This window comes from Nitrosococcus halophilus Nc 4, assembly GCF_000024725.1.
Taxonomy (GTDB): Bacteria; Pseudomonadota; Gammaproteobacteria; order Nitrosococcales; family Nitrosococcaceae; genus Nitrosococcus; species Nitrosococcus halophilus.
In genome coordinates, this window is record NC_013960.1 from 3,039,691 (window position 1) to 3,053,018 (window position 13,328).

Annotated in this window: 11 protein-coding genes; 7 read left to right on the forward strand and 4 right to left on the reverse strand. The window is 52.3% G+C overall.

Annotated features, from left to right (window positions below):
- The first annotated feature begins 63 nt into the window (after positions 1-63).
- Positions 64-717, forward strand: a complete 654-nt coding sequence (locus NHAL_RS14365; protein WP_013033873.1) for a transglycosylase SLT domain-containing protein — start codon at positions 64-66, stop codon at positions 715-717.
- Between the two features lie 49 nt (positions 718-766).
- Here NHAL_RS14365 and NHAL_RS14370 read toward each other — a convergent pair whose 3' ends face one another.
- Together NHAL_RS14370 and msrB are read right to left on the reverse strand one after the other, a co-directional pair.
- Positions 767-952 carry a hypothetical protein gene (locus NHAL_RS14370; RefSeq protein ID WP_013033874.1) on the reverse strand — a complete coding sequence of 62 codons (186 nt, stop codon included), beginning with the start codon at positions 950-952 and terminating at the stop codon, positions 767-769.
- A complete protein-coding gene (gene msrB, locus NHAL_RS14375) occupies positions 949-1,494 on the reverse strand; it encodes a peptide-methionine (R)-S-oxide reductase MsrB (protein WP_013033875.1) in 546 nt (181 codons plus the stop codon). The genes NHAL_RS14370 and msrB overlap by 4 nt, the downstream gene beginning before the upstream one ends.
- 281 nt (positions 1,495-1,775) lie before the next feature.
- On the opposite strand from msrB, the gene NHAL_RS14380 reads away from it, so the two are divergent.
- The 6 genes from NHAL_RS14380 to NHAL_RS14405 all read left to right on the forward strand — a co-directional run bounded on the left by NHAL_RS14380 (position 1,776) and on the right by NHAL_RS14405 (position 10,794).
- Positions 1,776-2,357: a hypothetical protein gene (locus NHAL_RS14380; protein ID WP_013033876.1), complete on the forward strand. Its 582-nt coding sequence runs from the start codon at positions 1,776-1,778 to the stop codon at positions 2,355-2,357.
- Between the two features lie 69 nt (positions 2,358-2,426).
- The gene (locus tag NHAL_RS14385) at positions 2,427-3,455 is read left to right on the forward strand and encodes an AIR synthase family protein (RefSeq protein WP_041355801.1); all 1,029 of its coding nucleotides are present in this window, start codon (positions 2,427-2,429) and stop codon (positions 3,453-3,455) included.
- A 196-nt stretch (positions 3,456-3,651) separates the two neighbouring features.
- Positions 3,652-6,390, forward strand: coding sequence for a PD-(D/E)XK nuclease family protein (locus NHAL_RS14390; RefSeq protein WP_013033878.1), 2,739 nt, complete (start codon positions 3,652-3,654; stop codon positions 6,388-6,390).
- Positions 6,377-9,856 (forward strand): UvrD-helicase domain-containing protein, encoded by a 3,480-nt coding sequence (locus NHAL_RS14395; protein WP_013033879.1) that lies wholly within the window; start codon positions 6,377-6,379, stop codon positions 9,854-9,856. The genes NHAL_RS14390 and NHAL_RS14395 overlap by 14 nt, the downstream gene beginning before the upstream one ends.
- Complete coding sequence (locus tag NHAL_RS21395; RefSeq protein ID WP_013033880.1) at positions 9,853-10,071, forward strand: hypothetical protein; 219 nt, start codon at positions 9,853-9,855, stop codon at positions 10,069-10,071. The genes NHAL_RS14395 and NHAL_RS21395 overlap by 4 nt, the downstream gene beginning before the upstream one ends.
- Before the next feature lie 141 nt (positions 10,072-10,212).
- Entirely contained in the window at positions 10,213-10,794 is a 582-nt protein-coding gene (locus tag NHAL_RS14405) for a thioredoxin family protein (RefSeq protein ID WP_013033881.1), read from the forward strand.
- A 105-nt stretch (positions 10,795-10,899) separates the two neighbouring features.
- Here NHAL_RS14405 and pyk read toward each other — a convergent pair whose 3' ends face one another.
- Together pyk and NHAL_RS14415 are read right to left on the reverse strand one after the other, a co-directional pair.
- Positions 10,900-12,378 (reverse strand): pyruvate kinase, encoded by a 1,479-nt coding sequence (pyk, locus tag NHAL_RS14410; RefSeq protein WP_013033882.1) that lies wholly within the window; start codon positions 12,376-12,378, stop codon positions 10,900-10,902.
- A 55-nt stretch (positions 12,379-12,433) separates the two neighbouring features.
- A complete protein-coding gene (locus NHAL_RS14415; RefSeq protein WP_013033883.1) occupies positions 12,434-13,327 on the reverse strand; it encodes an alpha/beta fold hydrolase in 894 nt (297 codons plus the stop codon).
- Position 13,328: the final 1 nt, after the last annotated feature.

Sequence of the window (13,328 nt, forward strand, 5' to 3'; positions counted from 1 at the left end):
GACCCACCCTTCGCCAAAAGCAAGGTTTTCCATTAGTTTCTTAACTTGGGAAGCAGGTGGGCTTTGAAATATCCCATTAGATACTTTCCTACCCTGTCAGGTGTCTTTTTTATCATCCTTTTCCTTGTCAGTCTGCTAAATGGCTGTGCGAGCATGTCGCCACCCAGTCGTACCACAAATCTCTGTGCTATCTTCGAGGAGCAGCCGCAGTGGTACGATTATGCCAAGGAGGCGGAGGAAAAGTGGGGTACTCCAACGTCTATTCTTATGGCCTTTATCCACTACGAGTCCGGCTTCCGAGGAGATGCCCGCCCGCCTCGGAGTTGGTTTTTGGGTTTTATTCCTTTGCCCCGTGCTTCTTCAGCGTATGGTTATGGCCAGATCCAGGATCCCGCTTGGGAAGATTATCAGCGCGCCAACGGCGGTTGGTTTAAAAGTCGTACTGATATGGAAGACGTCCTTGATTTCATCGGTTGGTATAATCATAGGAGTGCTCGACGGTTAGGAATCTCCAAGCGGGATCCCAAACATCTCTATTTCGCCTACCATGAAGGCCATAGGGGCTATCGGCAGGAGGTTTGGCGGCGAAAACCCCGCTTGCTACGGGTAGCCAAACGGGTAGCATGGCAAGCTCGGGAGTATGGGACCCAATTGCGTGGCTGTGAAAGCCGCTTCAAGTGTCGAAAATTTTATCAATTTTGGCCCTTTTGCCAGTAAAGCAACCCGCCATAGGAGTGGCATCAGCAGCGTTCCCCTCTATTCAAGGCTAATCCTGAGGCTTCCTTTTTTGCAGAAATTTTCTGATGAGGAAATCCTCTTCCAGAGGGGAGAGATTATATTGCCGGCTAGCTTGTTCGATAGTTTTCCCTGTAATTTCACCCTCTTCCAATAGCCAGCGTAGGGCTTTACGTAATCCCTCCCCCCGGGGCGAGAGTGGGTTTTCTGCGTTCATTGAGTGTCTTTCTCAAAGAGGGGTAAATATTCCCCATAACCCTCTTCCTGCAATTTTTCCACTGGAATAAACCGAAGTGCTGCAGAGTTGATACAGTAGCGCAGCCCTGTCGGAGGGGGACCATCGTTAAAGATATGGCCTAGATGGGAATCGGCATATTTTGACCTTACCTCAGTCCTTTTCATGAAAAAGGACCAATCTTCTTCGGTGACAATATATTTTTCATTAAGCGGTTTGGTAAAACTTGGCCAACCTGTTCCCGAGGAATATTTATCCGTCGAACTAAAAAGAGGCTCCCCGGAAATAATATCTACATAGATTCCAGGTTTTTTATTATTCCAGTAGGTATTGTTAAAAGGTGGCTCCGTCCCATCTTCCTGGGTTACCTCATATTGCCGGGGGGTGAGCCTGGCGCTTATTTCTTGCGGATTGGGTTTAGTGAAGGTCTTGGGATCAAACCCTTTTTTTTCACTGTCCTCGGCAAGAATCGTATTAGAAATCGACAAGGTCAGAGAGAGAAGGAGAATATGTATTCTTTTCATGACGGCTACCCTTATAGCTGATGTCAATAAAAGACTAGTATTTGCAACGATCTATTTTATTCAAAAAATTAGTTTTGGGCCGATACGATATTGAGGCATTAGTGAATTTCTTGGAAACATTTCTAAAAGTTTAGATAACGCCTTTTGTTAATAATTGCATTAAACTAGTGTGATAATTTCATTTTTACGATTAGATCATCATAATAGCATTTAATTATTAGTCTATTATCGTTAAAATTAGCGAACATATTTAAAACCGAAATAGATTGAGAGGAGTTTACATGGCTAGAGCAAGAAAAACCCCTAGGACTAAAAGCCCTCAGGTACAGGCAGAAGATGCCGTCACGATGTTCGAAGCTGAATTTGATACGGTACGGCAAAAATTACCTGCTGAATATGAAAAGGCGATTTCGGCGACAGAGCGGACTTTAGCTTCCAGGCTTAAAAATCTAGAGACCTTAAAAGGCCGCCTTGCAAAGGCGACGGAACGGCTAACAAAGGCCCGTGAGCAGAAAAAAATCAAGGTTACTGCGGCAGTACAAACCCGGCTTGAGAAAGCTCAGCTAGCGGTAGCAGAATTAAAGGAGAGTATTGCCGAGCTCCGTGCTGAGATTGCTGTATTGAGGAAAGAAATTTCTGATCTCAAGAAACGTTCCCGGCAGTTCCAAACAATTGAGAAGGCGATCCAAAAGCTTGAGAAAAAAGCGGCCAAGCCCCGTAAATATCGGCGCAGGAAGAAAACAAAGACCTCTGCCAGAGCAAAAGGGGGTGAGCCTCAATGGGAGAAATTTGCGGAAGGAAAAACTACGGCTTCAAACAAAAAGCCGGCATTTGTTGGCCAAGAGGAAGAAGCCGAAGTTTAGTGCTATAACAGGATTTATGGCGGATCGCCACGGAGGGCATTTTGGCATGTTGGCGCCGGGCTGATGGAGATGGAGAAGTTTTTTCCTGTTGGCAAGCTACCTGCCCCCTTGTTAGCACGTCTTTTAGAAAAGGCGCCGGCAGGGGATCCAGCGGTATTGTTGGGGCCTGGAATTGGGCTAGATTGTGCAGTGGTGGCCGTAGGTGACACACTTTTGGTCTATAAGTCTGATCCCATCACCTTCGCGACGGATGAAATTGGTGATTATTTAGTTCAAGTTAATGTTAATGATATTGCCACCACCGGCGCAGTGCCCCGTTGGTTCATGGTCACCCTGTTACTCCCTGAAGGAAGAACAACCGTTGATTCTGTAGAAACCATCATAGGCCAGATTTACGCCGCATGCCGCCATATAAATGTGGCAGTGATTGGGGGGCATACCGAAATTACTCAGGGTTTAGAGCGTCCTATTGGGGTGGGGACTATGATTGGTGAGGTCAGCCGAGAGCATCTCATCACTCCCCGCGGCGCGGCCCCCCATGATCGGATTTTGTTGACCAAAGGGGTGCCTATTGAAGCCACTGCAATTCTGGCTCGGGAATTTCCAGAGATGCTGGCAAGCGCATTAAGCAGAAAGGAGCTTGAGCAGGCGCGGAATTTTCTCCATGATCCGGGTATCTGCGTACTCCGCGATGCGCAAGTGGCTCTCCAGGCAGGCAGGGTCACTGCCATGCATGATCCCACTGAGGGAGGGGTGGCCACAGCCCTTTGGGAGTTGGCCGAGGCAAGTGGTTGTTCGCTTTATATTGACTCTGCACGGGTGGCGGTGCCCCCTATTGCTGCGCGGGTATGCCAGGCCCTAGAGTTGGATCCTCTGGCGGCTATTGCCTCTGGGGCATTACTGCTGACGGCGCCGCCTGAAGAGGTCGCCGCTATTTGTTCTGCTCTGAAGGAGGAGGGTATTCCTTGTGCTGATATTGGCGAAGTCCAAGCAGGCTCTCCCTCTGTATGGTGCAGGACATCCACCGGGCGAGCACTATTACCTCGTCCTCAGCAAGATGAAATTGCGCGTCAGCAAAAGACCCGCCGCTATTCCTAAAGTAGCCTCATTATCGCGGGCCGCCTCCTGTTGCTCAGAATCCCCTTTTTTCGCAAAACTCTAGGCACAGAGGCTTCCGAGTTTAATTGAATGCGGGACGGGCTATAATTTGCTTGCGAGGATACTCTCCAGTGAGAAGGGGGCATGGATAAATGGGTAAACCCGCTCGAGTATAGGAAGCGCTAGATAAATAATAATGAAAATTGCTCAGCCTCTTCCTTTGATTAGCGAAGATGATATGTTTGCGGCGTTGGAGGCTGGGGCACTCCTGCTGACAATTAATAACCGCCTAGCACGGGAGTTTCAAGGCCGCTATGATTTTTTCCAACAGTCGAAGGGGCTAGCTGTCTGGGAGGCGCCGCGGATTTTTCCTTGGCTAACTTGGTTACAGCATTGTTATCAGAGGCTGACCCTCACCGAACCCGACGACCGTAATCCTACCCTGCTGAGTCCGTTGCAGGAACAAAGTTTGTGGGAGCGGGTGATCTATGATTCGTCTTATAGTGGGGCGTTGTTGCAAGTTCCTGCAACTGCCCGCACCGCCCAGGAGGCTTGGCAACTTTGGCATGCCTGGCGCTTACCGCTGCAGGATCAGTCTCTCTTTGTTACGGAAGATACCCAAGCTTTTTTAGAGTGGGCCCGGGCCTTTGAACACCATTGCCAGGTGGGCCATTGGTTGGACCATGCTCGTTTGCCTGAGGCGGTGATTCAAATGCTAGGGGCTAGGCAGATCTCTTTGCCGGCAACGGTCATCCTCGTAGGATTTGATGAATACACTCCCCAGCAGCAGGAATTCTTTGTCGCCCTTGTCGAGCAGGGAGTCATGCTACAAGCGTTGGCTTCCCAGGGCAAGCCGGAAAGAGTAATGCGTGTGCCGTTGGTTGATGGGGTAGAGGAAATCACATCGGCGGCCCGGTGGGCTCGGAGGAGGCTGGAAGGTGCACCCCGGGAGAAGATTGGAGTCATTGTTCCCCAACTGGAATTTCTACGGGCCCAGGTGGTGCGCATTTTTGATGAAATCTTTCATCCTGAAGCTGTATTGCCAGGGCGCGAAGGAATAGAACGGGCCTATAATATTTCTTTGGCTCAGCCTTTAGCCCACAATCCTTTGGTTCATACGGCCCTATTGATTTTAGAGCTTACCAAAGGAGAACTTTCCTTAGTGGAGATGGGGGCGCTCCTGAGATCACCTTTTTTGGGAGAAGCTGAGCGGGAATTTTCTCGTCGTGCCCTATTGGATGCTTATCTTCGCAAGACTCGGGAGGCCAGGGTATCCTTGGGGCGTTTAGGGGCGGCCGCCGTTTCAGAGGGGGCGGAGGGTGCTGCCTACTGCTGTCCGGCCTTGGGTGAGCGGCTCCAACAGTTTAAAGCCGAGCTGGCCCAGCTGCCGGCAAGGCAATCCCCAAGTGGTTGGGCCCGAAGCTTTGCCCGCTGGCTTCAATTGCTGGGCTGGCCAGGAGAACGTTCCCTCAATAGTGAAGAACAGCAGGCTGTTTCTGCCTGGCGCAAGGGAGTGCAGTCTTTTGCTAGCTTGGACGGCGTGGTGCCATCGTTAAAGCAATCGGCGGCCATTGGAAAATTCCGGCGCCTCCTAGCCGACACTCTCTTTCAACCTGAAAGCCCTCCCGTGCCGGTCCAGGTGATGGGAACTCTGGAGGCGGCCGGTGAGCGGTTTGATGGGGTTTGGATATTGGGACTCCATGACGGGGTTTGGCCCCCAGCACCCCGTCCTAATCCGTTATTGCCGGTGGAGCTGCAACGCCACCATCGTTTGCCCCATGCCTCTGCCGAGCGGGAGCTGGCTTATGCCCGGATGGTGACGGCGCGCTTGCTTGCTAGCGCGCCTACCGTGATTGTCAGCCATCCTTGCCGCGAGGGGGATAGTGATCTGCGGCCGAGTCCCCTCATTGCCGAGTTGCCTCCTATCCCCCCTGAGGCGCTGGAGCTGGCTTCAATTGAGCCCTATACGCACCAGATCCAGCTTACCGCTATGGGGGAAACTCTGGCCGACCGTCAAGGGCCGCCCTTGGCAAAAGGGACTCAGGTGGAAGGCGGTACCGCCTTATTAAAAGCCCAGGCGGCCTGTCCTTTCCGCGCCTTTGCCGAGTATCGTCTAGGCGCCCAAGGGCTTGAAGAACCTAGTGTAGGCCTAGCGGCTTTGGACCAGGGGATTTTAATCCACAGTGCTTTGCACTATTTATGGGAACGTTTAGAAGACCAGCAAATACTTTTAACCCATACTGCCGAGGAGCTACAGACGCTGGTGGCGGAAGCGGCGAAACAAGCCATTGCCGGGCAAATGGCAGTCCGTCCCCAGACCTTTACCGAGCGGTTTACGGCCATAGAACAGGAGCGTTTGGAGCTGTTGTTGCTGGAGTGGTTGGAGCAGGATAAGCAGCGGCCTCCTTTTACGGTACTGCATCAAGAAAAGTCTCAGCCTTTAAACCTTGGCGGGATCGGTTTAATCACCCGGGCGGATCGAATTGATCGGTTGGAAAATGGTGAGCGGGTGATTATCGATTATAAAACCGGACGACCCGATCCCCACCATTGGTTTGGCGAGCGCCCCGAGGAGCCTCAGCTTCCTTTATATTGTATCGCTCACAAGGAACCGGTGGTGGCGGTATTGTTTGCCCAAGTTCGCCGAGGGGAGATGAAATATCTAGGCGTGACCAAAGCAGCGGGGAGTGTGCCAGGGATTTCTGACTTTACACACGTTGCTGAAGGTCCAGAAAATTGGGAAGGGCTGCTAGACCAGTGGTCACAAGTCCTCCATGCCCTTGCCGAGGAATTGATGGCGGGGTATGCGGCCGTGGCGCCAAGGGACACTAAGAGTTGCGACTATTGTGCCTTGCCTGGATTGTGCCGGATTGGCGAGTTAGGAAGCAAAATCACTTACAATAAAAACAAGAACAACGGTGATGGTCAACCCTAGTATCCCGGATGCTGCCGCCCGTCGGCAGGCCCTAAACCCTCATCAGTCTTTCATTGTCCAGGCGCCAGCGGGTTCCGGCAAGACAGAACTGTTGACCCAACGTTATTTGGTGTTGTTAGCGCGAGTGGAGGCCCCGGAGGAAATCGTTGCCATCACCTTTACCCGCAAGGCCGCCGCGGAGATGCGTTACCGGATTGTGGAGGCTTTAATCAGCGCCCGGGAGAACCAGCCGCCCCAGGCCGAGCCTGCTAGAACTACTTGGGAGTTGGCCCGTGCGGTAGGCCGCCGCGACGCAGATAAGGGCTGGGAGTTGGAGCGCCATCCCAGCCGTTTGCGCATTCAGACTATTGATTCCCTCTGCGCCAGTTTGACTCGGCAGATGCCCCTATTGTCCCGGTTTGGTGCTCAACCGGGAATTACAGAAGAGTCGGAGAATCTCTACCGCCAGGCTGCCCGTGCCACCTTGACGGAGGTGGAAAGCGGTGCAGAGTGGTCTGCAAGTGTGGAGGTCTTGCTACGTCATTTGAATAATGATTGGGGCAAAATTGAAACGCTGCTCTCGGCGATGCTCGCCCGCCGGGATCAATGGCTGCGACATCTTACGGATGATAAACGGTTGCAGCAGGAGAGCTTAGAAGAGGTGTTGCAGGCTGCTATCCGGGCTGGATTGCAGAAGGTGAGCCATTGTTGCCCTGAGTCGGTGCTGGAGGAGGGGTTAGGGTTTGCCCGCTTCGCCGCCGATAATTTGGCCACCCTTGACCCCACTTCCCCCATCGGGATTTGTCGAGATCTTTGGGCCCGACCTGGAATCCAAATTGAGTCATTACCCCAATGGCTGGGACTGGCTCAGCTTTTATTGACCTGTGAGGGAGAATGGCGCAGGCAAGCAACCAAGGCAATTGGGTTCCCTGCCCCTAGTGCCGCCCGTAATCAAGAAGAAAAGCAATTCCTCAAGGCGCAAAAACAATCTTTTTTAAATTTTCTTGGGCGCTTGGGGGAAAAAGAGGACTTTCGCCAGGCGCTGCATAGCTTGCGTTCATTACCTCCCGCCCACTACACGGAGGCCCAGTGGGCCCTTATGGAGGCCCTGTTTCAGCTCTTACCCTTAGCCGTGGCCCAATTGCAATTGGTGTTTCAGGAGCGAGGCGAAGTGGACTTTACCGAGGTTGCCCAGCGGGCGGTGGTTGCCCTAGGGGAGGCTGAGGCCCCCACTGATCTGGCCCTGACTCTGGATTACCAGATTCGGCATTTATTAATGGATGAGTTCCAAGATACCAGCCTCAGCCAATATATTTTGCTGGAACGGTTAACGACGGGCTGGGAACCGGGCGATGGACGGACCTTGCTGGTCGTTGGCGATCCCATGCAGTCCATTTATCGTTTTCGTGAGGCTGAAGTGGGACTTTATTTGCAGGCTTGGCGGCAAGGCGTAGGACAGTTGCCGCTGGTGCCTTTAACTTTATCGGTGAACTTTCGCTCCCATCAGGGCGTTGTGGACTGGGTCAATCACGCCTTCCGCCAGATTTTGCCGGCGACCGAGGAGATCGCTACCGGCGCCGTTCCCTATAGTGCCTCCCATGCTTTTCATCCGCCCCGAGCGGAGCAGGCGGTCCAGGTCCACCCCTTTTTCGGGAAAGACTTGGCGGAAGAGGCCGAAGTGGTGGTCCGTTTGGTTGAGAAGATAAAGCAGGCCGCGCTAAATTCTACCATCGCCATTCTAGTGCGTAGCCGGGGACATTTGGCTGAGATAGTGCCTCTGCTGAGGGAAGCGGGGTTGCGTTTCCGGGCCTTGGAGATTGAGCCCTTGGGTAGCCGTCCAGTAGTGCAAGATTTGTTGGCCTTGACTAAAGCCCTGTTTCATTTGGGAGATCGCCTTAGTTGGCTGACAATACTGCGCGCGCCCTGGTGCGGTTTGACCTTGGCCGATCTCTATATTCTGGCAGGCGAAGATCAGCAAGCCGCGATTTGGGATCGAATCCAAGATGAGGATTGTATTCAGCGTCTAAGCGGGGAGGGTCGGCAGCGCCTTGCCAGAGTTCGCCGGGTGTTGGCCAAGGCCTTTGCGGGGCGGCGGCGGGTCTCGCCTCGCCGGTGGGTGGAAGGGGCCTGGTTAGCCCTCGGTGGCCCCGCCTGTGTTCCTGAATCCACGGCGCTTGAGGAGGCTTCCGTTTATCTGGATTTGCTAGAGCAAGAGGCGGTGGCGGATGAGATCCTCGATTTCAGAGCCCTGGATGAGGGGGTAGGACGGCTATTTGCTCCGCCGGATAAACTCGCGGATGAAACCCTTCAGATCATGACCATTCATCGAGCTAAGGGGTTGGAGTTCGATACGGTGATTGTGCCCGGCCTGGGACGTTCCCCTCGTTATGAAAGTCATCAATTGCTCCTTTGGGCGGAGCGTCCAGCCTCTGATAGCCCGTCAGGAAACGACAACCAGCTATTGTTGGCGCCCATCGCCGAGACGGGGCAGCAGCCCGATGCCATCTATCACTATATTAAGGGACTCCATGAGGAAAAGGCTAGTTTCGAAAATGGTCGTTTGCTCTATGTGGCGGTAACCCGGGCTAAACACCAATTACATCTGCTCGGGCAGGTGGTGCTTGATAAAACAGATCAACCTAAGGCGCCCCCGAAGCGCTCCCTCCTTGCATCCCTGTGGCCTGCGGTCAAAGAAGAATTTGAAGTTGCAGCACCTTCTAGGAGGGAAACCTGTACCCAGGAAGAAAGGGAAGATTCCCTGAGCTTTTCGGAAGGGGGGCTCTTTTCCCGGCTAAGTATCCAGTGGCAATGCCCGGAGCCTATGCCGGGAGTAAAGACGGATATTGGGGGTCTCCCGGAGGCGGCTTCTGCTTTGGATCCCATTGAATTTGATTGGGCCGGAGAGACCGCCCGTTATATGGGTACGGTGGTTCATCGCTATCTTCAACTCATTGCCCAAGAAGGTCTCGAACACTGGAACCCAGCCCGGATCACGGGGCTTGGGCCTGCTCTTCGCCGAGCGCTTATGGGGCAGGGAGTCGCCGCTAATGAGTTGGAAAATGCGCTGGAGCGTACCCAGGAGGTACTCAAGCAAACTCTTGAAGATCCTCGGGGGCGTTGGATCCTCTCCTCGGACCATCGACAAGCGCTGAATGAATATCCTTTAAGTGGTATTCTAAATGGTCGGATCATCCGGGCTGTCATCGACCGCACCTTTGTCGATCAGGAGGGGGTTCGTTGGATTGTAGATTACAAAACCGGTAGCCATGAAGGGAGCGATAGGGAGGCGTTTTTGGATAGGGAACAGGAACGCTATCGTCTCCAACTTGAGAGTTATGGGGCTCTAGTGGCCCTTAAAGAGCCTGAGACCCAGAAGATACGATTGGGACTTTATTATCCTCAACTATGCGGTTGGCGAGAGTGGAGCTGGTCTAACCCGGAGAGTTCAAAAGATCATCACAAAGGTATGAAGAGCGTAAAGAAATGAAACAATTTGGCATACGTATTACCTTACAACCGAGTGATACCATGCGGGCGCCCCATTTGCTTGGTGAAGATTGGGAATCTTATCGATGGTACCGGACCGCCGAAGAGCGAAATAAAGCGTTTGAAAAACTACAGCAGCAACCCCCCTACTATCAACGCGCAGATAATCCGAATCTCATTTTGACGAAAGTCGAAAGTGAGTGCTTAAGTAAATAGTATCCATCCCAAGAATAGTCTTCTTTATTAATCCCCTCATCCTCACCTTCTCCATGTGGGGGGAAGGGGGAGAAGGGAGCCTTAATTTCTGGGATGAGTAGTAAGTGCTGAGTTGATTTTGTTCTCTATAAGGAGGAAACGATGGTTCGAACTGAATCCATGATGTTGGACTTGGGTACCCAGGCGCCAGATTTTCAACTCCCTGAGCCGGCGACAGGGCGTACTGTGTCATTGGCGGATTTTAAAGACGCTCCTGGATTGCTGGTGATTTTCATGTGCAACCACTGTCCCTATGTAAAACATATCAGTGATGGGCTAGCCCAATTTGCCCGTGAATATCAGTCTAAAGGGCTCGCTATTGTGGCTATCAACGCCAATGATGTGGAGCACTACCCAGATGATAGCCCGGAGAAGATGGCGGAAGAGGTTAAAGCGCAGGGATATGTCTTTCCCTATCTTTATGATGATACCCAGGAAGTCGCGAAGTCGTATAAGGCGGCCTGTACCCCGGATTTTTTTCTCTTCGATAAGGACTGCAAACTGGTTTACCGGGGACAATTTGATGACAGTCGGCCCCGTAATGACTTACCGGTGACTGGTAAAGATCTCCGGGCAGCAGTTGAGGCGGTGCTCAGCGGTCAGCCCGTTCCCAGTGAGCAGCGGCCCAGCATGGGTTGCAATATTAAATGGAAGGCGGGGAATGAACCGGATTATTTCGGTTAAAAGTTTCTAAACAGCGGCAAGGGAAGGCTGCGGGAAAGGCCTTTTTATACCGGCACAGGCGCGAAGGGGAATTTTTCAGAGTCGTTTTTCAAGTGAAATAAGGCGCTACTTTAGAAGATAGAGTTTGAAAAGATAAGTCTCCTTCGCGCCAGGCTCTGCCTCGCTAGCCATCACGACTATCCGATCATTGGTACGGACAATGCCCTGTTCTTGAAGTTGCTTAAGGACAGGGCCGATGAGATCTTCTAGCTTTTCCTCATGGGGCATGGTGATGAGAGAATGCCCCCAGTGCAGGAGCAATTGCCGCAGCACCCGTTCTTCGACCACTACTCCATAGACAGGAACATTGCTGCGAGCCGTGGAAAGTGCTTTTAGGGTTGCGCCGGAAAGGGAGAAAGCAAGGATGCAACGCGCCTTGGTGTTGCGGGCTAGGTTAACGGCTGAAGCAGCCATTTTGTCATGCATGTCTCGCCTGCCCCGTACCGGGATTTCACCCTTAAAACTGCGGAGTTCTTTTTCCGCCTCACGGCAAATACGATCCATTTCCCGAACCGCATGGAGGGGGTAGCGGCCTGAAGCGGTTTCCCCGGATAACATGACGGCATCGGAGCCACCCATGACGGCACTATAAACATCATTGACTTCAGCCCGGGTAGGTTTGTCATGGTAGATCATGCTCTCCAGCATTTGGGTAGCCGTAATTACCGGAACACCAAAGGCGTTGGTTTTTTGGATAATGGTTTTTTGGATGCCAGGGACTTTCTCCCGCGGTAATGTCACGCCTAGATCGCCCCGGGCGATGAGGACAGCATCAGCCACATGCAAGATTTCGTCGAGATTGTCGATGCCCTTGCGATCTTCGATTTTGGCAACAATGAATGAATCCCTTTTGCCCCACGCGGCAAGGCGCAGGCGCATCTCGATAATCTCTGTCGCCGAGCGTACGAAGGACATGGCCACCATGTCTACATTAAGGAAGACGCCAAAGTGGGCATCATTTTCATCTTTTTCATTGAGAAGAGGAAAGCTGAGGTGAGAGTCGGGAAAGATAACCCCTTTCCGGCTGCTCAGTTCTCCGCCAAGCTTGACTCGGCAATGAAGGTCGTCCCCTCGAGTAGAGAGAACCTCCAACTCAATGGAGCCATCATCGAGAAAGATATGCTGGCCCGGGGCGACATAATCGGTAATGCCCTGATAATCAATGCCGATCCGCTTATTGGAGACGGTCTCACCATGGCCCAAAAGAATTTCCTGATCCTCATTTAGGCAAAGGGACGGCGAGTGTTGAATGCTGCCGACCCGAACCTTGTGTCCTTGAAGATCTTGGAGAATGGCGATTGGTTTCATGAGGCGTTGCGCAGTTTTTCGGATCTCATGGACTATTGTCCCATGGCTTTCCTGGCTACCATGGGAAAAATTTAGGCGGGCGACGTTCATCCCTGACAGCAGCATTTTCTCCAGGATGGCTGGGGATTGGCTGGACGGTCCGATGGTGCAGATAATGCGGCAGGCCCGTGGATTTTTCTCAAACTTGAAGGGAGAAAACAAGGAGTCGTGAGTCCTTTTGGGATTCCCTGAAGTCATTGGTTGCCTCTTGCAAAATAACTTAATGGATTGTGCTTGGGGGTGAAAAAAGTACTCATGAAGGGGTTGAATGGGTTTTGATCTTTTTGGAAAGCCATTCGAGAATCAGATTATTGACCTGTTCCGGGGCCTCCTGTTGAACCCAGTGAGAGACACCGGGAAGATAATGCAAAGAGAGATCGTTTACATAATGTTCTGTTCCGTAGGTGGTTTCTTTTCCCAGAGCGAGATCTTCTTCACCCCAGATCATGAGGGTGGGAACTTCAATAGCAGGTTCATAGTCATGAGACTTCCGCCAGGGTGCTTCTCGGAACAGGGCCCGGTAGTAGTTTACCATTGCCCGGAGTGCGCCAGGCTGGACTGCATGATGACGATAAACATTGATGACTTCATCGGGAAAACGGTTATTATCCATTGCCATGTAGCGCATGGCTTTGCCGAGGAGCCAACCATTCCCCCTGCTCAGTAACCATTCTGGAAGCCAAGGAATCTGGAAAAATAATATATACCAAGATCTCCCCAGTTGTTTCCAGGTTTTTAGGCATTTAAGAAAGGGGACAGGGTGGGGTACATTCATAATAATAAGGCCTTCAAGAGGATGGACTTTGCCGATGGCGAACAGCCAAGCCAGCGCAGCCCCCCAGTCATGACCGATAAGCAGAACCGATTGGCAGTGGGAAGCCTCTATGAGGGCGGCAATATCCGCCAGGAGGAGGTCGGTGCGGTAATCGGCTATTTTTGGAGGACGCGAACTGCGCCCATAGCCGCGCAAGTTGGGTGCCCAAACTCGATAACCTTGCTCTGCGAGTAGCGGCATCTGATAGCGCCATGAATAGCTGCATTCAGGGAAACCGTGTAGGCAAAGGGCAAGCCGGTCGCCGCTGCCGCATTGCTCAACTTCAAAGCGAAGACCGTTGGCGGAGACAAAATGGGTTTCTATGGGTGCCATG

Bases quoted from the DNA above. Each gene is read 5' to 3' on its own strand.
- NHAL_RS21395 (WP_013033880.1), top strand. From the start codon at position 9,853: ATGAAACAATTTGGCATACGTATTACCTTACAACCGAGTGATACCATG.
- NHAL_RS14415 (WP_013033883.1), bottom strand. From the start codon at position 13,327: ATGGCACCCATAGAAACCCATTTTGTCTCCGCCAACGGTCTTCGCTTT.
- msrB (WP_013033875.1), bottom strand. From the start codon at position 1,494: ATGAAAAGAATACATATTCTCCTTCTCTCTCTGACCTTGTCGATTTCT.
- NHAL_RS14380 (WP_013033876.1), top strand. From the start codon at position 1,776: ATGGCTAGAGCAAGAAAAACCCCTAGGACTAAAAGCCCTCAGGTACAG.
- NHAL_RS14405 (WP_013033881.1), top strand. From the start codon at position 10,213: ATGGTTCGAACTGAATCCATGATGTTGGACTTGGGTACCCAGGCGCCA.
- NHAL_RS14390 (WP_013033878.1), top strand. From the start codon at position 3,652: ATGAAAATTGCTCAGCCTCTTCCTTTGATTAGCGAAGATGATATGTTT.
- NHAL_RS14370 (WP_013033874.1), bottom strand. From the start codon at position 952: ATGAACGCAGAAAACCCACTCTCGCCCCGGGGGGAGGGATTACGTAAA.
- NHAL_RS14385 (WP_041355801.1), top strand. From the start codon at position 2,427: ATGGAGAAGTTTTTTCCTGTTGGCAAGCTACCTGCCCCCTTGTTAGCA.
- pyk (WP_013033882.1), bottom strand. From the start codon at position 12,378: ATGACTTCAGGGAATCCCAAAAGGACTCACGACTCCTTGTTTTCTCCC.
- NHAL_RS14395 (WP_013033879.1), top strand. From the start codon at position 6,377: ATGGTCAACCCTAGTATCCCGGATGCTGCCGCCCGTCGGCAGGCCCTA.